Source organism: Psychroflexus sp. S27, assembly GCF_002810405.1.
Lineage (GTDB): Bacteria > Bacteroidota > Bacteroidia > Flavobacteriales > Flavobacteriaceae > Psychroflexus > Psychroflexus halocasei_A.
Map to the genome: position 1 here is coordinate 120,048 of NZ_NEXQ01000022.1, position 22,849 is coordinate 142,896.

A 22,849-nucleotide genomic window follows, 5' to 3' on the forward strand; every position below is an offset into this window, starting at 1 on the left:
TTATTTATGTATATTGCAATAAATTCCTTTTATGTATAGTTCTAAAATAATTGGCCTCGGAAAATATGTTCCTGAAAATGTTGTGACCAACAATGATTTATCAAAAATCATGGACACAAGTGATGAATGGATACAAGAACGTACAGGCATTAAAGAAAGACGTCACATTGAAAAAAGTGATGACTCAACGGCAAAAATGGGTGTTAAAGCAGCCAAAATTGCAATTGAACGCGCAAAAATTGACAAAGACGATATTGATCTTATTGTTTTTGCAACCTTAAGTCCTGATTATTATTTTCCAGGAAGCGGAGTTATTGTACATGATATGTTAGGCATTAAAACTTGTCCAGCATTGGATGTTAGGAATCAGTGCAGCGGTTTTATTTATGCCATTTCTGTCGCTGATCAATTTATTAAAACTGGAATGTACAAAAATGTTCTTGTCATAGGAAGTGAAAATCATAGTGGCGGTTTAGACATGACAACACGTGGCAGGGGTGTTTCTGTCATATTTGGAGATGGCGCTGGTGCAGCTGTTTTGAGCAGAAGTGAAGATGACAGTCAAATACTATCAACACATTTACATTCTCAAGGTCAATTCGCTAAAGAGTTATCCCTGATAGGTCCTTCAACTGAACATTGGGTACCTGAAATTATTGCTGAAAATCCTCAAGAAGATATCCCATATTTTCCATACATGAATGGTCAACTCGTTTTTAAGCATGCCGTTGTTCGTTTTTCTGAAGTGATTAATGAAGGCTTAGAAAAAAATGGCTTAAAGAAAGATGATATCAATATGCTAATTCCTCATCAAGCGAATTTAAGAATATCACAGTTTGTTCAGAAGAAATTTCAACTTTCTGATGATCAAGTTTACAATAACATTCAACGCTACGGTAACACGACTGCAGCTTCTATACCGATTGCTTTAACTGAGGCTTGGGAAGAAAAGAAAATTATGAAAGGTGATATTGTTGTTTTGGCCGCTTTCGGAAGTGGTTTTACATGGGGAAGTTGTATCATAAAGTGGTAACAAATAAAAAATTGCCTGCTGCACAACAAATTTAACCTAACCTAATCTAACCATGAAACACTGCAACAGGCAATCAAAGTTTTTATAGTTAACGAATAAACGTTCCCTATCTTATTAAACGCTCAAAATGCTAATTTGTTACATGCATTAACAGAGTTTAACATCCATTTCAACTTCACTTTAAGTAAAAATAATACTTCTATCTTATGTCTAAAAAAACACTTGTTATTGGCGCATCAGATAAGCCAAATCGATACTCAAATCTTGCTTTAAAATTTCTTAAAAAATATAATTTTGAAGCAGTTGGCATTGGTAAAAAAGAATTTCAAATTGATGGATTTCAAGTTTATGACAAACAAATTGCATTAAAAAACATTGATACTGTCACTGTTTATTTGAATCCTAAAAACCAGGAAGAGTTTATAGATTATATCCTTAAGCTAAATCCAAAGCGTGTGATATTTAATCCAGGTGCTGAGAATAATGATTTTCAGCATTTATTAGAAAACAACAATATCAAATGTTTAAATGCTTGCACTTTGGTCCTGCTTCAAACTGGACAATATTAAGCCAACAAAACTTAAAGCTCCATTCACAATTAACACAAAAAAACCAAGTTCAAAATCGTGAATCGACTCTAAATACAGACTGAAGAAAAATGTGAGCACAACGGCACCTATCGAAATAAAAGGAATCCATATATCTGCGGCTTTTAGTTTTGTGAAAAGCCCAAAAGCATATAAACCAAGCAAAGGTCCATAAGTATAACCTGCGAATTCAAAAAGTGTGTAAATCAAACTCGTATCTGTGATGGCATATTTATAAACCATCATGATCACAATAAGCAGTAAAGTCACAAAAACATGAATTCTTTTACGTACAATAACTTGTTTCTTTTGATCGTATTTCTTCTGTATTTGAACCAAGTCAATACTAATTGAAGTTGTTAATGAAGTCAAAGCAGAATCTGCACTTGAATAAGCTGCAGCAATTAAGCCAATACAAAACAAAATAGCCAAGCCAAGACCTAAATCTCCAGAAGTTGCAATCGCTGGAAAAAGAGCATCTCCAATTTCAGTAAAATTATTTTGATTTGCATAATCCATTAATAAAAGACCAAGAAAAAGAAACAAAAAATTTGTAATCACTAACACAATTGTAAACCAAAACATGTTTTTCTGTGCATCTTTCAAGCTTCGACAAGTCAGGTTTTTCTGCATCATATCTTGATCTAATCCCGTCATAACGATCGCAATGAAAGCACCTGAAATAAACTGTTTAAAGAAATAGTTGCTACTTTTTAAATCTTCAAAAAAGAAAATTTGGAATTCTTCATGAGAATTGAGATATACTGAAACATTAAAAAAAGAAACATCTAAGTTCTGCATCAACAAACCAACGGCAAAAAGCATAGCAGTTAACATAAAAAGTGTCTGTAAAGTATCTGTCCACACAATTGTTTTAATACCACTTCTAAAAGTATAAAGCCAAATTAAAAAGATAGTCATCGTTACCGTCACATAGTAAGGAACATTGAGCTCATCAAAAACAATTAACTGTAAAACGTTGGCCACTAAAAACAATCTAAAACTCGACCCAACTAACCTTGATAAAACGAAGAAACTTGCGCCAGTTTTGTAAGCATAATCTCCATATCTCGTTTCTAGATAAGTGTAAATGGATGTTAAGTTTAATCGATAATATAAAGGAAGTAAAACGGTACCAATCACTGCGTAACCCAAAGTATAACCCAAAACAACCTGGAAATAACCAAAGCCTGTATCTGCAATTGTCCCAGGAATTGAAATAAAAGTTACGCCGCTTAAAGAAGCACCTATCATCCCAAAAGCAACCAAATACCAAGGTGATTGACGACTTGCTACAAAAAAATCAGCATTTTCAGAAGTTTTATTTCCTCGACTTGTCAAAAAAGAAATCGCGATAAGAACACCAAAGTAAAGTGCGATTAATAAAAGAATCAGACTTGGCTGCATATTTTTAATTTAGTCGCCAAAAGTACAAAAAGTAAGGTTTATCTAAGATTAAAAATTTACCTTTACAGCAAAGCCTAAAAAATAATTTCAAATGGAATTTTCTTCCAAATTGCTTCAAGAAGCTGTTGAACAGGTTTCATTTTTACCAGGTATAGGAAAAAGGACTGCATTACGACTCGTTTTACACTTACTCAATCAAGATCAAGAAGTCACCACAGATTTAGCGAAGTCATTATTAGATTTAAAATTGAAAATCAAGCGTTGTAAAAATTGCCACAATATTTCTGATAGTGAGATTTGCGATATTTGTGCAAATCCTAAAAGAGATCAAAGCATCGTTTGTGTGGTTGAAGACATTCGAGACATTATGGCCATTGAAAACACCGAGCAATATAGAGGTGTTTATCATGTTTTGAACGGAAAAATCAATCCCATTGAAGGCATCGGACCCAACGATTTAACCATTGAAAGCTTAACTCAGAAGGCCAAAGAAGGTCAGATTAATGAGATTATTTTCGCATTGAGCAGCACCATGGAAGGCGACACCACAAATTTTTATATTTATAAACAAATAGAAAATTTTGATATAAAAATGTCAACTATTGCACGTGGCATTTCTGTTGGTGATGAGCTAGAATTTGCCGATGAAGTCACTTTAGGTAGAAGTATTGTGCACCGTATTCCTTTTGAAAAATCCTTAAAAGCTTAAATTGTGGAACTCAGCGTCGTGATCCTGAACTATAAAGTCCCTCATTATCTCATGCTCTGCCTTGAAAGTGTGAGTAAGGCTATCAAAAATATGAAAGCTGAAATTATCGTTATCGATAATAACTCAGAAGATGAAAGTCTAGCTCTAACACATCATCATTTTCCTGAAGTTAAAACTATCGCAAATAAAGAAAACACAGGATTTTCTAAAGCAAATAATCTAGCTGTCAAACAAGCAAAAGGAGAATATCTCTGCATTTTAAATCCTGACACAGTTGTTGCTGAAGACTGTTTTGAAAAACTTTTAAAGCTTTACAAAAGCAAGAAAAATTTAGGTGCAATTGGCACTCAGTTAATCGATGGAAAGGGATATTTTTTACCAGAATCGAAACGCAATATTCCCAATCCAAAAGTTGCTTTTCAAAAACTTATAGGTCAAGATAAAGATTATTACAACAACAATCTTCAAACTCATGAAAATGGGAAGACTGATGTTCTTGTTGGTGCATTCATGTTTCTGAAACGTCAAGATTATTTGACTGTAAAAGGTTTTGATGAAGATTTCTTCATGTACGGTGAAGATATTGATTTAAGTTACAAACTTCTTAAAAACAAGCGCGATAACTATTATGCTGGAAATATAAAAACAATTCATTTCAAGGGAGAAAGTACAGTTAAGAATAAACAATATTATGATCGATTTTTTGGAGCCATGCTTATTTTTTATAAGAAGCATTACAACAATAAACTCCTTGAATACAGTTTAAAATTCGCTTTAGGTTTCCTAAAATTAACAGCTTCAAAGAAGAAGAAAAACCAAACTACTGAAACTTATCATGAAGCAATTGTAATCACTGATCAACAAAACAATTTCAAAGGCTTAGAAAAGAAATTCAACAAAGTTTATTTTTATACAGAAAGAGAAATTTCAACAATAAATTTATCTACGTTAAGAAAAAAGTACATCATATTTGATATGAGTACAATGCGTTATATGGAAGTTATAGAAAAAATTGTAAATTGGCGAGACATTCCTGCAAAGATCAGAATTAGACCCGAAGGCATTAATTTTTGTGTTGGAAGCGATTCAAAAGATGAGCAGGGAGAAATGCTAAGCTTAGATTTATGATAAAATTAAAACCATAAACGGCTTTTATTTAGTAAATTCGCAAAAAATTCATTTAAAACAAGTATTACAATAATTATATGGCAAATATCGAATTAAAACTTCCTAAAATGGGAGAAAGTGTTGCTGAGGCAACCATAACCAACTGGCTAAAAGAAGTTGGTGATACGATTGAGGCTGATGAAGCAGTTTTAGAAATTGCAACTGACAAAGTTGACTCCGAAGTTCCAAGTGAAGTTGATGGCGTTTTAAAAGAAAAACTTTTTGAAGTTGATGATGTCGTTCAAGTTGGACAAACCATCGCAATTATCGAAGTTGAAGGTGAAGCAGAAAATACTTCAGAAAGTAACAACCAAGCAACCGAAGATAAAGAGACAACACAGCAAGCTGCAGAGAACATTGAAAATGACATCGCAGCTGCAAAAGAAACAGCATCAACTAACTTCGCTGATGCATCTCGCTTCTATTCTCCTTTGGTCAAAAATATTGCTAAGGAAGAAGGTATTTCTCTTAATGAATTAGAAAAAGTAGAAGGATCAGGTCTAGAAGGCCGCGTCACTAAAGATGATATGCTGACTTACGTCAAAAACCGCGGACAGCAGACTCAACAAAAAACAACTCAGGAAACAAAAGCAGCTCCTAAACCTGCTGCACAAGAACTTCCTAAAGCAAAAACACCTGTCAATATTAATGCAGAAGATGAGATTGTTGAAATGACACGAATGGGTAAAATGATTGCGAGCCACATGACAAGTAGCAAGCAAACTTCAGCCCACGTTCAATCTTTCATTGAAGTTGACGTTACTAATATTTGGAATTGGAGAAACAAACACAAGAAATCATTCCAAGAAAGAGAAGGTGAAAAATTAACTTTCACACCTATTTTCATGGAAGCTGTTGTTAAAGCAATTAAAGATTTTCCAGGTGTTAATATTCAAGTTGATGGAACACAAATCATTAAAAAGAAAAATATCAATTTAGGAATGGCAGCTGCACTTCCTAATGGAGATTTAATTGTCCCTGTCATTCATAATGCAGATCAATTGAACTTATTAGGCATGGCGAAAAAAGTAAATGATCTTGCTAATCGTGCTAGAATTGGTAAATTAAAACCTGATGAAACTCAAGGCGGAACTTACACAGTGACTAATGTTGGTACTTTTGGCAGCGTTTTCGGAACACCAATTATCAACCAGCCACAAGTTGGTATTTTAGCTCTTGGAGCAATCAGAAAAGTTCCTGCTGTAATTGAAACACCTGAAGGTGATTTCATTGGTATTCGTTACAAAATGTTCCTATCACATAGTTACGATCACCGTGTTGTCAACGGCGCCTTAGGTGGACAATTTGTTCAACGTGTCGCACAATACTTAGAAGGTTTTGATCCTGAACAAACAGTTTAATTCAGACAAAAAATGATTCATAAAAAAATCCGATTGCCATAAAGCAATCGGATTTTTTATGTTTATAAAACACCTATTTTATTCTAAAGGATAAGATTCATCTAAATAATCAGGTGTTCCATTTCCATTTGAGTCTGGCAATTCAATCGTACCATCTTCATTAATAATAATTTCTTCACGTGTTGGCACACGATCACCATCATCATCAGGATTTAAATAATTAGGAACCCGATTTCCATTTGTATCATCATCATTGACATTATGGTTTCCATTAATATCTTCCATCCATGTAGGCACACCATCGCCGTCATGATCAGTTTCTTTTGATTTATACAATTGAAAAGTAAAAATAATCGGTGAATATGCTGATACTTTTGAGCCCACAGGTGGGTTAGCAAAATAGCCTAGTCCAGAAGGAATAAACATCGCTCCAATACCAAAATCATCATTAAAAGCAACTGTCCCATCAGGATTTTCAACAAATCCTGTTCCGCCTCTAAATTCAGGCATAATCTCAAAAAAACCAGGAATAATCTGAGTCAAATCAAACCAAACCGGATTTGGAGAAACATCAAAAATTTTATTGGCTAAAGTGAAACCTTCATAAGTAATCAAAGTCGAATCAGCAAAAGTTGGATGTCTTTCTGAAGCTGCGCCTTCTCTAAATTTAAGGTAGTAAACTTCATAATCGATATCATTACTGGTCACTGTTTTTGTTTTTAAAAACTCTGAATCAATAATTGCCTCTTCTCCATTTGAAATAGAATCAAACACGATTCGTTCAAAATTTGGATTACTAGGGTTTGTCTCCATTTTATAATAATGAGTTGACAAAAAGTCTTGAATAGAAGCTTCATTTTCTTCTTTCACTTCTTCCGCATCTCTCAAACTGATTCCACCTCCATCATCATCACTGCTACATGCAGAAAAAATGAGAAGCATCATCATTAATAAACTAAGATTTTTCATTAAACTAATTTTTACGCCGCAAGATACAATTTTCTGTTATTTTTGTCTATCAAGAACTACTGAATCTAATTATTATTATGAGAGTTGACAAATATTTATGGTGCGTCAGATATTTTAAAACAAGAAGCATTGCTACGAAAGCTTGTAGAAAGGGACATGTTCGTATAAAAAATGAAATTGTCAAACCATCAAGAGAAGTTTATCCGACGGATGAACTTGAGGTGAGAAAGAATCAAATCAATTATAAAATTGAAGTCTTAGATTTGCCTAAATCAAGAGTTGGAGCCAAATTGGTTAATATTTATTGTCTTGATAAAACACCTAAAGAAGCCTTTGAAAAATTAGAATTATTAAAAGATTCACAGAAATATTACAGAGAAAAAGGAACAGGAAGACCAACAAAAAAAGACAGGCGTGAACTCGACGAATGGCTTGACCCAATTAAAAAACAAGAAAAGGACGCAGAAAAGGACGCAGAAAAGGATTCAAAAAATGACAGATAAAGTAAAAATATTAAATCATCAAGAAATCATGCAAAGGCTAAAACGCATGAGTTATCAGATTCTTGAAAGCAACATTAATGAAAAACATATTATAGTTGCTGGTGTGTGTGAAAACGGATACCATATTGCAAAAATCATTTGTAATTTCCTGAGAGAAATAAGTGACTTAGACGTTAAATTAAGTCAAATCAAAATTGATAAAAAATCACCTATTAACTCTGTTTCTGTCAACTTAAAAGAAGGTGAATACCGAGATCAGTCTGTTATTATTGTAGATGATGTTCTCAAATCAGGAAGTACGCTTATTTATTCCGTCAATCATTTTTTAAAGACAAATTTAAAACAGCTTAAAACAGTTGTTCTTATTGATAGAGCTCACAAGAAATTCCCAATTCAGGCTGATTTTAAAGGACTATCCCTATCAACGACAATGATGAGTCACGTTGAAGTTAGCCAAAACGAACAAGGCCATTTTAATGCGCATTTAGTAAGTTAAGTAATTCATCAACAGATTCTTTTGCAGATCTATCATCAACATTTAATTGGTATTGAGCGCGATCATATATGTGATGTCTTTCAAAAAGGTGTTTTCTGATAAAATCCTCTAGCTCAGCTTCAGTTTGAAGATGACAAATAAGAGGACGTTGTTGTTTTTCCTTAAATAATCTATGAACAAGATGTTTTAATGAAGAGGTCAGATAAACAGTTTTAAAAGAATCGGTATTAAAAATAAAATCAGCATTATCATAATAGAGAGGTGTGCCACCACCCAAACTCAAAACAATATCAGCATTCATATTCATAATTTGATGTAATTGTCGCTTTTCCTCTTTTCTAAACGCTAACTCTCCCTTTGATTTAAAAATTTCTTGAACTGAAAGCCCAAAAGATTCTTCTATTTGAGCATCTAAATCAAAAAAATGATGCCGATTGACTTTTGATAACAACTCTCCAAGTGTTGATTTTCCAACGCCCATATAGCCGAGTAAGATGATTTTAGACATAAAATAAAAAAAATTAAAATTTGTTTCAAATTTAATTGAAATTGACTTGATAAAATAAATTAAGATAGTATATTTGCACCCGCATAAAAAATGTTCTTTTTTTTAAGATCTGGTAGCTCAGTTGGTAGAGCATCTCCCTTTTAAGGAGAGGGTCCTGGGTTCGAGCCCCAGCCAGATCACTTTTTAATTATTACCAACGATCTGGTAGCTCAGTTGGTAGAGCATCTCCCTTTTAAGGAGAGGGTCCTGGGTTCGAGCCCCAGCCAGATCACTGCTTTTTACTTATAAAAGTTAACGCCCAGGTGCTGGAATTGGTAGACAGGCATGGTTGAGGGCCATGTGTCCATTAGGGCGTGCGGGTTCGACTCCCGCTCTGGGCACTTTAGGCTTCCTTTCTGATGAAAAAAATTTTCAAATTCTTCCTAAATTTAATTCCCAGACCTTTACTCATTAAAATCAGTTATTTATTTAGGCCTCTTTTGGTATTTTACTATTCAGGTCGAAAATATCAAGATCCTATTGATGGGAAAAGTTTCAGAACAATGCTTCCTTATGGTTATGATAAGGTTAGAGAAAATGTTCTATCTCCTTCCACTTTATCATTAGAGCGACACCGCCTATTGTGGCTTTATCTGATAAATGAAACTGATTTATTTACAAAAGAATGTCAGCTGCTGCATGTTGCTCCAGAACAAGCTTTTTATAAACGTTTTAGAAAAGCAAAAAACATCACTTATACAACAACTGATCTTGAATCACCTTTAGCTGATGTTAAGGCGAATATTTGTGATTTACCTTTTGATGAAAACAGCTACGATTTCATTCTTTGCAATCATGTTTTAGAACATATTCCAGATGATACTAAAGCGATGCAAGAACTTTATCGCGTTTTAAAACCTGGCGGAATAGCGATACTTCAAATTCCTATTGATAGTTCCAGAGAAGTCACATTTGAAGATAATAGTATCACAGATAAAGATGAGCGAACAAGAATTTTCGGTCAATACGATCACGTGAGAGTTTACGGAATAGATTACTACAAGAAGTTAGAAAAGCTAGGTTTTACTGTTAAGCAAATTGCTTATGCTGAGAATATGACAGATGAAGAAATAGAGCGTTACCGCATCAATAAGAATGAAGTGATACCTGTTTGCATCAAGGTTTAATTTCAATTAAACCTGTATAATTAACAATGTAATTTTGATCAGAATCTATAGGCAAGTCATAATCAAGTGAATTTGCAAGACCTACACCTGCGTAATAAGTTCTTGCTTTATGTTTTTCTCCATGATCACGAACTTTTTCAGCTAAAGCTTTATCGTAAAATACTGGATTGTCAGGATATTGGATTGCACGCACCAAAACAAATATCAGCTTAGAATCTTTTATTGCGACGAATTGAGGATTCTTTCCAATTTTACTATTGACACCTAAAAACTCATAACCCATGGACTCCAAATCCTTCCCAGCAATGTTCATCGCCAAATTATGTAATTGTTGTTCTTCTAATATTGCCATAATAATTTTAAATAAAAAAACCCGAGAAGAATCTCGGGTTTAAGATATATATAATTTTGATGTTTATCCACCGAAATCGTCAAATCTGATGTTTTCATCTGGTATACCAAAATCTTCACCCATTTTCTGAACAGCTTGGTTCATCAATGGAGGTCCACAGAAATATAATTCGATTTCTTCAGGCTCTTCGTGATGATTCAAATAATTATCAATTACACACTGGTGAATAAATCCGACGAATCCATCTCCTTCATCATCAATACTTTTCTTTTCTTTCCAGTTATCTTCTTCCATTGGTTCAGAGAGAGCTAAATGAAATTTGAAATTTGGAAAATCTCTTTCTAAAGCTCTAAAATGCTCTAAGTAGAATAATTCTCTTTTAGAACGACCACCATACCAATATGAAACTTTACGACCCGTTTTTAATGTTCTAAATAAATGATATAAATGAGAACGCATTGGCGCCATTCCTGCTCCACCTCCGACATAAAGCATTTCTGCTTCACTTTCATTGATAAAGAATTCACCATAAGGTCCTGAAATAATGCACTTATCACCTTCTTTTAAATTAAAAATGTATGACGAAGCAACACCTGGATTAACACTCATCCAATCTCCTTTACTTCTATCAAAAGGAGGCGTTGCAATACGCACGTTAAGCATTACACGACGACCTTCAGCTGGGTAAGAAGCCATTGAGTAAGCACGCTCAACAGTTTCGGTATTTTTCATTGTCAAAGGCCAAAGCTTAAAATTATCCCACTCTTGTTTAAACTTTTGAGGATCATCAGGATGTTCCTCTGGGTGAGCTGTGATATCCATGTCTTTGAAATCAACAGTACATTTTGGAACTTCAATCTGGATATAACCCCCAGCTTTGTAATCCATATCTTCAGGAATTTCAACAACAAATTCCTTAATAAATGAAGCTACATTATAATTGGAAACAACAGTCGCCTCCCATTTTTTAATACCAAATACCTCTTCAGGAATCTGGATTTTCATATCTTCTTTAACCTTTACTTGGCAACCAAGTCTCCAGCCTTCAGCGATTTCTTTTCTAGTAAAGTGAGGCTCTTCAGTTGGTAGAATTGCACCACCACCGTCTTCAACAATACATTTACACTGAACACATGTTCCACCACCACCACAAGCAGAAGGTAAAAACAATTTATTGTCTCCTAAAGTCGAAAGTAAAGTAGACCCTGAGCCCGTTTCTATATCTTTCTCATCGTTGATGTTAATTGTAACAGGACCTGAAGGAGAAAGTTTTGCTTTAGCTGTCAATAATAATATAACTAACAAAAGTATTAGAATTAAAAAGACAACGACACTTGAAATTATAACAATCATATTATATTTTTTTAAAGTTCAATTCCCATGAAACTCATGAAGCCAATAGCCATGAGACCTGTGATTATAAAAGTAATACCTAAACCTTTTAAGGGTGCTGGGACATTAGAGTAGGCAATTTTTTCACGAATAGCAGCAATTGCAAGGATAGCCAAGAACCACCCGATTCCACTTCCTGCTCCGTAAGTCACAGCTTCTGAAATTCCGTTAAAATCTTTTTGTTGCATAAATAAAGACCCTCCTAAAATCGCACAGTTTACAGCAATTAAAGGCAAGAAAATACCTAAAGAGCCATATAATGCGGGAGCAAATTTCTCAACAATCATCTCAACTAATTGCACCATTGATGCAATCACAGCAATAAACATGATGTAACTTAAGAAGCTTAAATCAACATCTGCAAACTCTGATCCTAACCAACTTAAAGCACCCGATTGAAGAATATAATTATCAATAAGATAGTTCACAGGTACAGTAATCAAAAGAACAAAGATCACCGCTGCACCTAAACCAACAGCTGTTTTTACTGTTTTTGATACAGCCAAATAAGAACACATTCCTAAGAAATAGGCAAAAACCATGTTCTCTACAAATATACTTTTTACAAATAAGTTTACTAAATCCATTTTCTTATGATTTATTAATTTTCTTCAATTAATTTACGGTTTTTAGAACGCTGTACCCAGATAATAATTCCTACAACTATTAGAGCCATAGGTGACAACAAGAAGAATCCGTTATCTTGATAACCTAAAGCATATAAACCTGTTGAATCAGCTAATGTTAATCCTTTATGCCCTAAAACTTCATATCCTAAAAGTTTTCCTGAACCTAAAAGTTCTCTAAAGAAAGCAATGATGATAAGAATTAATCCGTATCCCGCTGCGTTTCCTATTCCATCTAAAAGTGATTTATAAGGACCATTTCCTAAAGCAAATGCTTCTAGACGCCCCATGATAATACAGTTTGTAATAATCAGCCCAATAAAGATGGAAAGTTGTTTACTCACATCATAAGCATAGGCTTTTAATATTTGGTCAACTAAAATTACCATTGAGGCAACAACGACTAATTGAACAATAATTCGAATACGACCTGGAATTGAGTTTCTTAGCAATGAAATAATAACATTACTAAAAGCCATAACAAATACTACCGCTAACGACATTACGATTGCAGGCTTTAACTGAACTGTAATTGCTAATGCAGAACAAATACCTAAAACTTGAACTGTAATTGGGTTATCATCGTTAAGTGGATCTGATAATATTTTTCGGTTAGCACTTGATAAGAAGTGCTCTTTTTCTTCAGAGCCCGAAAGAAACATCATTAATTCTTTCTTTTTCTCGGTCTCCTTCATTGTTTTATCTTGATTTTTCTTAGTATCCATAATTAACGAATTGCGACTTTGTCAGATTTTTTTAATTCTTTGAAATATGGTTCATAGTTTTTCAAGATATTCTGAATCATATCTGATACTCCATCACCAGTAATTGTAGCTCCTGAAATTGCATCAACAGCATTATCTGTTTTATCAGTACCTCCGCTATATCCTTTTACAACAGCAACACCAATAAGCTCTCCATTAGCATCATAAATAACCTCATCATTAAACCTTTCCATAAACCAATCAGTTGTAATTTCTGCACCTAAACCAGCAGTCTCACCAGCGTGATCAAATACAACTCCTTTTACTGTATTTACATCATCTTTTAAAGCGATATAACCCCAAATTGGTCCCCAAAGACCGCTCCCTCTCAAAGGAACGATGTAAAATTTGTCACCACCATAATTAGCGACATATAATGGGTAAGTTCTTTCATCATTAGGTTTTGAAAGTTCTTTTGCTAAATTGACTTTAAATGCATCAACATCTGTTTTGACATTTCCTTTATTATCAAGAGAAATTTCTTCTGAAATAAACTCTCCATAGACCTCAGAAGCAACATCACGTGTTAACTCTTTCTCTTCACCTTCAACGTTGATTTTTTCGCCAACAAAAGTTGAAAGTATATTTTGCATTTTCTCTTGTCTTACGTTTTCATCTTGTAATGGTTTCAACTGTGTTGCAGTAAAAGAAAGCGCTACACCCACAACAATCACCATTGCAATTGCAAAAATAAACGTATATGCATTACTATTTTTATCCATTTCTTAAGCTGTTTTTTCTGTTTTAAGCTTTAGCCTCTTTTTTCTTTTCTTAATGTTTCCTTGAATCACATAGTAATCAATTGTTGGTGCAAAAACATTCATCAACAAAATTGCTAACATTATTCCTTCAGGGTAAGCTGGATTGAAAACACGAATCATCACACCTAACAAACCAATAAGAAAACCATACACCCACTTACCACGTGTTGTTTGAGCAGCACTTACAGGATCAGTTGCCATGAAGACAATACCAAAAGCTAGACCACCTACAATTAAATGATTATACCAAGGAAAATTTGTTAATCCATTTCCTTCAATATTCAGTGCATTAAAGATGAGTCCCATAACTGCAGCACCTATAAAACCACTTAAAATAATTCTCCAACTACCCACTTTAGTTAAGATTAATATTAAAGCTCCTAGTAAAATTAACAAGGTTGATGTTTCTGAAACAGAACCTGGTATAAAGCCATTAAACATATCCATTGACGAGTATGCAACGTCTTTACCTTCAGCTAAAGCACCCAGAATTGTTTCTCCTGAAATAGAGTCAACATTTGACGCTTCACTAACCCATATCTTATTACCAGACATATATGTCGGATATGCAAAGAAGGCAAAAGCTCTTGCCGTCAATGCTGGATTCAAAATATTCATCCCTGTTCCTCCAAAAGCTTCTTTACCAATCACAACTGAAAATATAACAGCTAAAGCAACCATCCATAACGGAATGTCAACTGGCATAATCATCGGAATTAATAAACCTGTAACAAGGTAACCCTCATTAACTTCGTGTCCGCGTAAAATAGCAAACAAAAACTCGAGTGCTAAACCTACACCGTATGACACAATAATCATCGGTACAATTTTATAAGCACCATGCAAGAAGGCTTCACCAAAGCCAACCTCTTGACCTAATTGTGTGAAATGCTGAAAACCTGCATTCCAAATTCCAAAAATCAAAGCAGGAATCAACGCCAGCACAACTGTGATCATTGTTCGTTTTAAATCAACCGCATCACGAACGTGTGCTCCTTTTTGCGTTGTGTGATTAGGCACAAACAAAAAGGTATCAAGAGCGTTTACAGCTGGTGCATATTTTTCAAACTTTTCACCTGGCTGAAATGGCTCTTTAACTTTGTCTAATTTTTTTCTAATCCAACTCATAACAATTTTTTTATCCGACTTCTGTAATCATTATATCTAAACCTTTTCTTATGACATGCTGTGCTTCAAACTTTGAAGTATTGATATAATCAATTAAAGCAAAATCTTCAGGAATAACTTCGTATATACCTAAGTTTTCCATCTTTTCAACATCACCAGCCATACACGCTTTCAATAATTCCATAGGAAAAATATCTAAAGGCATCACTTCCTCCATTTCACCAGTCACAACTAAAGAACGCTCTTCGCCATTAAGGTTAGTATTGACATCGTATTTACGATTCGGAAACAACCATGACAAAGAAGTCTTTGACATTGAATGCACATGATTATCCTTAAAAGGAATCCACCCGAACATTCTGTAAGAATCACCTTCAGGAATGATGGTCAATTCATTGTCATAAAAACTCATGTGTCCGTCAGAATCGATTTTCTCTCCTGTTAAAACATCACCAGAAATAAATCGAGAATTATCATCAAAAGCCTTTACAAAAGAACTAACCTGAGCACCTATAATTGTTTTGTAGTATTTTCTATCTTGTGCAGATTGTCCAGTAACAGCTACGGTTCGTTCAGCATTGAAGCGACCTGTTTTAAAAAGCTCTCCGATAATAGCAACATCTTCAGCTCCAACCGCCCAGACTTTTTCACCTGAATTCATTGGCTCTGTTTCATGAACTAAAGTTCCGACATTACCTGCTGGATGTGGTCCAGAAACAGAAAGAATTTCAGCATTCTTCACATCTTTCAATGCAGAAGTAGAATGAGAATCAACACCTAAATAAACATGACCTTCAGTCAATTTATTAAGCACATTAATTCCTTCTTGAAAAAATTCGATTTTATCTTTTAAAACAAACTCTAAGTCAGCAACTAAAGGCGCTGTATTGTAAGCAGAGACATATATCGCTTTCGGCGTATCTTCAGCATCTGCCAACACATCATAAGGTCTTTGCTTTATGAAAGCCCCCAAACCGGTTGCGAACAATTTCGCTTTGACATCTTCAGAAGATGCACTTTCAGTTGAAAGAGAACCAAAATCTTTATATTCGATTTCTTTATCTGCCTCGATAATGACTTCAAGAATTCTTCTTTTAGCCCCTCGAACAATTTCTTTCAACAAACCACTTACTGGAGAGACAAATCTCGTTTGGTCAGCATATTTTGAGAAAAACAGTTCATCACCAGCTTTCACACGAGCTCCTTCTTTAAGTAGCATCTTCGGTACAACCGAGTAAAAGTTTGGTGGCTTAACGGAATAGGTGTTTGACAACGGGACAACTTCGAGAATTTTCTCCGCCTCACCCTTGAAAGGAAGTTTTAATCCTTTCTTAACTTTAACGCTTTTAGACATTTTCAACGTAGAGTTTTAAATTGGATGGCAAATATAATAATCATAGTTTCAATTACTCATTAAACCATTCTTATAGTTACACTATTTATATCGATTCTAAACAAATATACTAAGACTTTATTATATTTGATAAAAAAAGTTTGAAAACATCTTATCTTATCGTATTCATTTTAAGTTTTTACGTCAGTTTTTCTCAAGTTTATGAAACACCTCCCACAGAAAACATAAAAACAATAATTTTTCAATCATCAAGCGATGAATTTAGCGGAACACCGATCATGAAAATGAATGATCGTCTTATTTTGAAATTTGACGATTTAAAAGGCGCAGAAAGCGATTATTATTATGAAATTGAACATTACAATTTTGATTGGACTAAATCTGATCTTTCAAAAAGTGAATATTTAGAAGGCTTTGATGATTTAAGAATTCTAAATTTCCAAAACTCTTTTAACACATTACAATCTTACACTAATTATTCTCTAAATCTCCCTAATAAGGATACGCGCGCTTTTAAAAAAACAGGGAATTATCTTTTAAAAATCAAAAACGATGCTGGTCAAGTCGTTTTTACAAGAAAATTTATTGTCGTTAATAATGAAGTTAAAGTAAAAATGTCTGTTTTAGAAGACCGCAGATTAGACTATGCCAATCAAAAGCAAGTTATCAATTTTGAAATTGGTCAAGATGATTTTTTCTTTAAAAACCCTAAACAAAGCGTCAAAGTTGTTTTGATAAAAAACAATGATTTCTCTAATGGCATTTACGACTTAAAACCTCAATACAACCAAGGCAATACATTGATTTACAGATACAATGATGAAAGTTCTTTTTGGGGCGGAAACGAGTATCGTAACTTCGACACAAAAGACATTCGTTTAGGAACTTCTCAAATCCGACGTGTTGAACTCACAGATATTTATAACTCATACTTATTTAAAGATTACGATCGCAGCACCAGAGAATATACTTACAATCCAGATATTAACGGTAGCTTTTTACTCAATGTCATTAATGCTGATCAGCTTGATAAGGAAGCTGATTACACGAGAGTTCATTTTAAACTACAAACAAATAAAGATTTAAGTGATGGCGAAGTTCATGTTTACGGAAAATTTAATAACTACACATTAAACGATGACACCATGCTTAAATTAAATCCGAATACTGGTTCTTATGAAAACAGCATGCTTTTTAAACAAGGTTTTTATAATTACAAATATGTTTTCTGGAGTCAAGATAAAGGCTTTAACGACATTAAAATTTCCGGCAGTCACACAGAAACCGAGAACTTATATTCAATTATTGTTTACTACAGACCTGTTGGAGCAAGATATGACAAGGTCATAGGAACAGGGCATTTGATTAGCAGGAATATCAAAAAATAGACTTTGGCATTTATTAACACATATTAATAAAATCTTATTTTTTGACACTTCTCAGTCAGAACAATTTAAGTATCTTTAGCCTCATTAAAAACTACTAAAAAAAATTATTAATTATGGGCAAAGGATTTTTTCAAGTGCCACCTGCGATTAATGAGCCAATCAAATCGTATGCGCCAGGTACTCCTGAACGAGAATCAGTATTAAAAAAATATAAAGAACTTTACAATCAAAAAATTGAAGTCCCTTTATATATAGGATCAAAAGAAATTAAAACAGGTGATACAGCTAGCATCAGACCTCCACATGATCATCAACACGAAGTTGGTGTTTACCACAAAGCTGAAAAAAAACATATTGAAGAAGCAATAGAAAGCTCACTTGAAGCGCGCCAGAAATGGGCGAACCTACCTTGGGAACAACGTGCTGCTGTTTTCTTAAAAGCTGCAGATCTTATTGCTGGACCTTACAGAGATAAAATGAATGCTTCAACAATGATTGGGCAATCAAAAACTATCTTCCAAGCAGAAATTGACTCAGCATGTGAAATCGTTGACTTTTTAAGATTTAACGTTGAGTATATGACGCAAATCTTTGAAGAGCAACCAGAATCAGATTCATCAGCATGGAACCGTGTTGAACACAGACCGCTTGAAGGTTTTGTTTACGCAATTACGCCGTTTAACTTTACAGCAATTGCCGGAAACTTACCAGCAAGTGCTGCTTTAATGGGTAACGTTGCTGTATGGAAACCAAGTGCTGCACAAATGTTTTCTGCACAAGTGATTATGGAAGTCTTTAAAGAAGCTGGTGTTCCTGATGGTGTGATTAATATGGTGATGGGAGACCCTGAAATGATTACAGACACTATATTATCACACCCAGATTTTACTGGTGTTCACTTTACAGGAAGTACTGATGTCTTCAAAGGAATTTGGTCGAAAATCGGTGAAAACATTCACAACTATAAAACTTACCCAAGAATTGTAGGTGAAACTGGTGGTAAAGATTTCATCGTAGCTCACAATTCTGCAAGTCCAAAAGTTATTGCAACGGCTTTAACACGTGGTGCTTTTGAGTTCCAAGGACAAAAATGTAGTGCAGCTTCAAGAACATATATTCCAAAAAGTATTTGGCCAGAAGTAAAAAAACACCTCGTTGAGGATATCAAATCTTTTAAAATAGGTAGTCCAGAGAATTTCGAGAATTTCTTTACAGCTGTTATTCATGAAAAATCTTTTGATAAGCTAGCTAAATATATCGATCAAGCTAAAAAAGATGATAATGCTGAAATTATTGTTGGTGGTACTTATGATAAATCTAAAGGATGGTTTGTTGACCCTACTGTGATTGTCACAACAGACCCTAAATACACAACAATGGAAACTGAATTATTCGGTCCAGTTTTAACTGTTTATGTTTATGAAGATGACAAGTTTGAAGAAACTTTACACCTTTGTAATGAAACAAGTCAGTATGCATTAACAGGATCTATTATTTCTACAGATCGCTATGCTGCTACTTTAGCAACTGAAATTTTACAAGATGCAGCAGGAAACTTCTATATCAATGATAAATGTACAGGTGCTGTTGTCGGCAAACAACCATTTGGTGGCGCTAGAAATAGTGGTACAAATGATAAAGCAGGTTCTAAATTAAACTTATTACGTTGGACATCTCCTCGACTAATTAAGGAAACATTTGTACCAGCGACTGATTATAGATATCCTTTTATGGATAAAGAATAATCAATTTTTATTATAAAAATAAAAGAAGCTGTTTCTTAACTGAAACAGCTTCTTTGCTTTAAGCCTGTAGAGAGATAAATTTTATTAACCTTTATACTTCATTGGAAGATAAACAACCTTTTTTGTTTCGAAAAAATCGTTTGAAAAAATTTCATCAAGATTGAATATTTCTGCTGTTTGATAAGTCGCTAATTCTTCTGACAAGTCACCTCCTTTTAAATATAAAATACCATTTTTCAATTCGTGATTCGATTTTTTAGCAATCTTACCTTTTACCCAATGCACAAAAGTTGGCATTGCTGCCACTGCTCTACTCACTATAAAATCAAATTGTTGATCAATGGTTTCAACACGTGCATTAACAGTTTTGACATTCTTTAAATCTAAAGCTTGGACAACTTCTTCAACGACTTTAATTTTTTTACCAATACTATCAACCAAAGTAAAGTTGGTTTCAGGATGTAAAATTGCTAAAGGTATACCAGGAAAACCACCTCCGGTGCCAACATCCAAAATATGCGATCCTAGTTTAAAACGTTGAATTTTGGCAATAGCCAGACTATGCAAGACGTGTCGTGTATAAATCTCATCAATATCTTTACGAGAAACAACATTTATTTTCTGATTCCAGTCTTTATAAACAACTGCTATTTTTTTGAATTGTTCAAGCTGCTCATCAGTTAAGTCAGGAAAATGTTTGGTAATAATTGAATGCATAGTTATTTTTTTTCAGTCACTAAATTTATGCAAAAATAGATTTTTAAGCTTGACATGAAGCTTTTATGCCTCTATAATTTCTATGTAGTATTTAAATAAGATCTATGATGTTTACGCAGCAAGGATTGAAATGAAAATCCTGGAAGATAGAAAGCTTAATTTTAGCATCAAGACAAGCTTGATCACTTGAAAGCCTTGTATTGATTAGCAAAATTAGCTTTTCTAGCTGAAGCATTGCAATGAAAAGCCTGTTTCTCTAGGTTTAAACGAACCTAAAGAAGCTGCCCAAATTAACAAAAAACACATAATGCCTCTGAAAATTAATTGTATTTTTGCGATTATAAATTTTAGAATACATGACAAACCCAACAATCAAGTTTGCACGCAAAGACCCGCACAAATTTTTTAGAACATTAAATAAGCGCGTCAACTCTTACTTTAAGGAAAACAACATTCAAAAAACTGGTAACTGGAAGCTGCATCTAAAAGCAGTGATCATGTTCTCATTATTTTTAACACCTTATTTTCTCATTTTATTTCTCGATATTTCAGACTGGTGGAAGCTGCTTTTCACAGTTTTAATGGGCGTTGGCATGGCTGGCGTTGGCATGAATGTGATGCATGATGGAAATCATGGCGTTTACTCAAAAAAGAAATGGGTTAATAAATTTATGGGAAGTAGCATTTATGTTTTAGCCGGAAATGTTTATAACTGGCAAGTACAGCACAATGTCCTTCACCATACCTACACGAATATTCACGGTCATGATGAGGATATCGACGCTGGTAGAATCATCAGATTTTCGAAACATGCAAAATGGAGAAGATTCCATAAGTTTCAACACATTTATTCTGTTTTCTTATACGGTTTATTGACTTTCAACTGGGCGTTAACGACAGATTTTATACAGACAAAAAATTATTTGAAGCGTCAATTATCTTACGGAAAGATGCCGAGTAAGTGGAAACAATGGAGCACACTAGCAATTACAAAGTCGATCTATATCACTGTTTGGTTGATTATTCCGATGTTGATTGGTATTACGTGGTGGAAAGTTATTCTTGGTTTTTTTGTGATGCACTACACCGCTGGATTAATCTTAAGTGTGATCTTTCAATTAGCTCACGTTTTAGAAGATAATGAAATGCCTATGCCGAATGAAAAAGGAGAAATGAAAAACACATGGGCAATTCACCAACTCTTTACGACAACAAACTTTGCGACAAAGAACAAGATTGTTAATTGGTTTACTGGTGGTTTAAATCATCAAGTGGAACACCATATTTTTCCAAACATCAGTCATATTCATTATGATAAAATTGCTGAAATTGTAAAGGAAACTGCACAAGAGTTTAATTTACCTTACAATGAATATGAAACTACACGCTCAGCGATTAAATCACATTTTAATTACCTGAAAAAATTAGGAGCTCAGCCAGAGCTGGCTTCTTAAAAAATATATATTTAGAATGATCAAATTATCTGACAAAGTCGAAAAATTAGAGACCTCAGCAACTTTAGCTATGGCTGCAAAAGCACGTGAACTGAAAGCTGAAGGCCACAAAATTATCGGATTAAGCTTAGGCGAGCCAGATTTTAACACGCCAGAATTTATTAAAAAAGCTGCGATTGAAGCTATTGAGGACAACTACAACACTTACACACCTGTTGATGGTTACCCAGAACTAAAAGCTGCGATTCAGAAAAAATTCAAACGCGATAATGATCTTGATTATTCTGACAAACAAATTGTTGTTTCAACAGGCGCTAAACAAGCATTATATAATGTCGCTGCAGCAATTATTAACCCTGGTGATGAAGTCATTTTACCTTGCCCATATTGGGTGAGTTATAAAGACATCGTTAAATTAAACGAGGGAGTTCCTGTAGAAGTCGAAACCAGCATTGATCAAGATTTCAAAATGACGGCTGATCAGCTTAGAAAAGCGATTACGCCTAAAACAAAAATGATTTGGTATAGCTCTCCATGTAACCCAAGTGGATCTGTTTACCAAAAAGAGGAATTAGAAGCTTTAGCAGAAGTATTGGCTGATCACCCACATATTGTCGTCGTAAGTGATGAAATATACGAACATATTAATTTTGGACATCAGCATGTTTCAATGGCAAGCATTAAAGGCATGAAAGATAGAACTGTGACTGTCAACGGTGTTTCTAAAGCATTTGCTATGACAGGTTGGAGAATTGGCTATATCGGTGCACCAGAAGAAATCGCTAAAGCTTGTACAAAATTACAGGGTCAAGTCACAAGTGGAGCAAACTGTATTGCTCAACGTGCTGTGATTACTGCTTTGCAAGCTGATGTTAGTGAATTGGATTACATGATTGACGAATTCAAGTCAAGACGTCAATTGATTTTAGACTTGCTAAATGACATCAAAGGTTTTGAATGTAATGAACCAGAAGGTGCTTTTTATGTTTTCCCTAATGTCAATTCTTTTTTCGGAAAAACGGTTAAAGGCCGTAAAATTGAAAACGCAACTGATTTCTCTATGCTTTTATTAGAAGAAGCTTTTGTTGCGACAGTGACAGGAGAAGCATTTGGTAACCCTGATTGTATTCGTATTTCTTATGCTGCAAGTGAAGAAGAAATTATTGAAGCCATGAAACGTATTAAAGCATTACTTGAGTCTTAATTAAAACTTCAAGTCTATTTTTATAACAAAAAAGCCTGCAAATTGCAGGCTTTTTTCA

At 34.1% G+C, this 22,849-nt stretch carries 23 protein-coding genes and 3 tRNA genes; 15 read left to right on the forward strand and 11 right to left on the reverse strand.

Annotated features, from left to right (window positions below):
- Positions 1-31 precede the first annotated feature (31 nt).
- Together CAP47_RS06195 and CAP47_RS06200 are read left to right on the forward strand one after the other, a co-directional pair.
- A complete protein-coding gene (locus CAP47_RS06195) occupies positions 32-1,033 on the forward strand; it encodes a 3-oxoacyl-ACP synthase III family protein (RefSeq protein WP_093244058.1) in 1,002 nt (333 codons plus the stop codon).
- Positions 1,034-1,239: 206 nt separating this feature from the next.
- On the forward strand, positions 1,240-1,602 hold the full coding sequence (locus CAP47_RS06200; protein ID WP_093244055.1) for a CoA-binding protein: 363 nt from the start codon (positions 1,240-1,242) through the stop codon (positions 1,600-1,602).
- Here CAP47_RS06200 and CAP47_RS06205 read toward each other — a convergent pair.
- On the reverse strand, positions 1,558-3,027 hold the full coding sequence (locus CAP47_RS06205) for a sodium:solute symporter (protein ID WP_100775849.1): 1,470 nt from the start codon (positions 3,025-3,027) through the stop codon (positions 1,558-1,560). The genes CAP47_RS06200 and CAP47_RS06205 overlap by 45 nt on opposite strands.
- A 91-nt stretch (positions 3,028-3,118) precedes the next feature.
- Between CAP47_RS06205 and recR the strand changes: the two genes are divergently transcribed.
- The 3 genes from recR (at position 3,119) to CAP47_RS06220 (ending at position 6,264) form a co-directional block, all read left to right on the forward strand.
- Entirely contained in the window at positions 3,119-3,736 is a 618-nt protein-coding gene (recR, locus tag CAP47_RS06210) for a recombination mediator RecR (RefSeq protein ID WP_093244049.1), read from the forward strand.
- An 18-nt stretch (positions 3,737-3,754) separates the two neighbouring features.
- Complete coding sequence (locus tag CAP47_RS06215; protein WP_262502133.1) at positions 3,755-4,864, forward strand: glycosyltransferase family 2 protein; 1,110 nt, start codon at positions 3,755-3,757, stop codon at positions 4,862-4,864.
- Between the two features lie 77 nt (positions 4,865-4,941).
- Positions 4,942-6,264, forward strand: coding sequence for a dihydrolipoamide acetyltransferase family protein (locus tag CAP47_RS06220; protein ID WP_100775851.1), 1,323 nt, complete (start codon positions 4,942-4,944; stop codon positions 6,262-6,264).
- Positions 6,265-6,342: 78 nt separating this feature from the next.
- Here the strand turns inward: CAP47_RS06220 and CAP47_RS06225 are convergent, their stop codons facing one another.
- A complete protein-coding gene (locus CAP47_RS06225; RefSeq protein WP_100775852.1) occupies positions 6,343-7,233 on the reverse strand; it encodes an FKBP-type peptidyl-prolyl cis-trans isomerase in 891 nt (296 codons plus the stop codon).
- 77 nt (positions 7,234-7,310) lie between these two features.
- Here CAP47_RS06225 and CAP47_RS06230 point away from each other — a divergent pair, with 77 nt between their 5' ends.
- Both CAP47_RS06230 and CAP47_RS06235 read left to right on the forward strand, forming a co-directional pair.
- Positions 7,311-7,736 carry an RNA-binding S4 domain-containing protein gene (locus tag CAP47_RS06230; RefSeq protein ID WP_100775853.1) on the forward strand — a complete coding sequence of 142 codons (426 nt, stop codon included), beginning with the start codon at positions 7,311-7,313 and terminating at the stop codon, positions 7,734-7,736.
- The gene (locus tag CAP47_RS06235; RefSeq protein WP_100775854.1) at positions 7,726-8,232 is read left to right on the forward strand and encodes a phosphoribosyltransferase family protein; all 507 of its coding nucleotides are present in this window, start codon (positions 7,726-7,728) and stop codon (positions 8,230-8,232) included. Before CAP47_RS06230 ends, CAP47_RS06235 begins: the two co-directional genes overlap by 11 nt.
- Here the strand turns inward: CAP47_RS06235 and CAP47_RS06240 are convergent.
- A complete protein-coding gene (locus CAP47_RS06240) occupies positions 8,210-8,740 on the reverse strand; it encodes a shikimate kinase (RefSeq protein ID WP_100775855.1) in 531 nt (176 codons plus the stop codon). The genes CAP47_RS06235 and CAP47_RS06240 overlap by 23 nt on opposite strands.
- A 106-nt stretch (positions 8,741-8,846) precedes the next feature.
- Between CAP47_RS06240 and CAP47_RS06245 the strand changes: the two genes are divergently transcribed.
- From CAP47_RS06245 to CAP47_RS06260, 4 genes are all read left to right on the forward strand, one after another.
- Positions 8,847-8,919 (forward strand) — tRNA-Lys (locus tag CAP47_RS06245).
- Positions 8,920-8,938: 19 nt separating this feature from the next.
- Positions 8,939-9,011 (forward strand) — tRNA-Lys (locus tag CAP47_RS06250).
- 25 nt (positions 9,012-9,036) lie between these two features.
- A tRNA-Leu gene (locus tag CAP47_RS06255) sits at positions 9,037-9,120 on the forward strand.
- Positions 9,121-9,138: 18 nt separating this feature from the next.
- Positions 9,139-9,906, forward strand: a complete 768-nt coding sequence (locus CAP47_RS06260) for a class I SAM-dependent methyltransferase (RefSeq protein ID WP_100775856.1) — start codon at positions 9,139-9,141, stop codon at positions 9,904-9,906.
- On the opposite strand, the gene CAP47_RS06265 is transcribed toward CAP47_RS06260, so the two are convergent.
- The 7 genes from CAP47_RS06265 to CAP47_RS06295 form a co-directional block, all read right to left on the reverse strand.
- Positions 9,896-10,258, reverse strand: a complete 363-nt coding sequence (locus CAP47_RS06265) for a Na(+)-translocating NADH-quinone reductase subunit F (protein ID WP_100775857.1) — start codon at positions 10,256-10,258, stop codon at positions 9,896-9,898. The genes CAP47_RS06260 and CAP47_RS06265 overlap by 11 nt on opposite strands.
- A gap of 63 nt (positions 10,259-10,321) precedes the next feature.
- A complete protein-coding gene (gene nqrF / locus CAP47_RS06270; RefSeq protein WP_093244032.1) occupies positions 10,322-11,611 on the reverse strand; it encodes an NADH:ubiquinone reductase (Na(+)-transporting) subunit F in 1,290 nt (429 codons plus the stop codon).
- Between the two features lie 11 nt (positions 11,612-11,622).
- Complete coding sequence (nqrE, locus tag CAP47_RS06275; RefSeq protein ID WP_093244030.1) at positions 11,623-12,237, reverse strand: NADH:ubiquinone reductase (Na(+)-transporting) subunit E; 615 nt, start codon at positions 12,235-12,237, stop codon at positions 11,623-11,625.
- A gap of 14 nt (positions 12,238-12,251) precedes the next feature.
- On the reverse strand, positions 12,252-12,971 hold the full coding sequence (locus tag CAP47_RS06280) for an NADH:ubiquinone reductase (Na(+)-transporting) subunit D (protein ID WP_192869951.1): 720 nt from the start codon (positions 12,969-12,971) through the stop codon (positions 12,252-12,254).
- Positions 12,972-13,003: 32 nt separating this feature from the next.
- Positions 13,004-13,762, reverse strand: a complete 759-nt coding sequence (nqrC, locus tag CAP47_RS06285) for an NADH:ubiquinone reductase (Na(+)-transporting) subunit C (RefSeq protein ID WP_100775859.1) — start codon at positions 13,760-13,762, stop codon at positions 13,004-13,006.
- A gap of 3 nt (positions 13,763-13,765) precedes the next feature.
- Positions 13,766-14,929 (reverse strand): NADH:ubiquinone reductase (Na(+)-transporting) subunit B, encoded by a 1,164-nt coding sequence (locus tag CAP47_RS06290; RefSeq protein ID WP_100775860.1) that lies wholly within the window; start codon positions 14,927-14,929, stop codon positions 13,766-13,768.
- Positions 14,930-14,939: 10 nt separating this feature from the next.
- On the reverse strand, positions 14,940-16,283 hold the full coding sequence (locus CAP47_RS06295) for a Na(+)-translocating NADH-quinone reductase subunit A (protein WP_100775861.1): 1,344 nt from the start codon (positions 16,281-16,283) through the stop codon (positions 14,940-14,942).
- A 140-nt stretch (positions 16,284-16,423) separates the two neighbouring features.
- Between CAP47_RS06295 and CAP47_RS06300 the strand changes: the two genes are divergently transcribed.
- Together CAP47_RS06300 and pruA are read left to right on the forward strand one after the other, a co-directional pair.
- Complete coding sequence (locus tag CAP47_RS06300; RefSeq protein ID WP_100775862.1) at positions 16,424-17,671, forward strand: DUF5103 domain-containing protein; 1,248 nt, start codon at positions 16,424-16,426, stop codon at positions 17,669-17,671.
- A 113-nt stretch (positions 17,672-17,784) separates the two neighbouring features.
- Positions 17,785-19,416: an L-glutamate gamma-semialdehyde dehydrogenase gene (gene pruA, locus CAP47_RS06305; RefSeq protein WP_100775863.1), complete on the forward strand. Its 1,632-nt coding sequence runs from the start codon at positions 17,785-17,787 to the stop codon at positions 19,414-19,416.
- A gap of 84 nt (positions 19,417-19,500) precedes the next feature.
- Here pruA and rsmG read toward each other — a convergent pair whose 3' ends face one another.
- Entirely contained in the window at positions 19,501-20,133 is a 633-nt protein-coding gene (gene rsmG / locus CAP47_RS06310; protein ID WP_100775864.1) for a 16S rRNA (guanine(527)-N(7))-methyltransferase RsmG, read from the reverse strand.
- Between the two features lie 356 nt (positions 20,134-20,489).
- Between rsmG and CAP47_RS06315 the strand changes: the two genes are divergently transcribed.
- On the forward strand, positions 20,490-21,587 hold the full coding sequence (locus tag CAP47_RS06315) for a fatty acid desaturase family protein (RefSeq protein WP_093244009.1): 1,098 nt from the start codon (positions 20,490-20,492) through the stop codon (positions 21,585-21,587).
- A gap of 16 nt (positions 21,588-21,603) precedes the next feature.
- Positions 21,604-22,791: a pyridoxal phosphate-dependent aminotransferase gene (locus CAP47_RS06320; protein WP_100775865.1), complete on the forward strand. Its 1,188-nt coding sequence runs from the start codon at positions 21,604-21,606 to the stop codon at positions 22,789-22,791.
- Positions 22,792-22,849 lie beyond the last annotated feature (58 nt).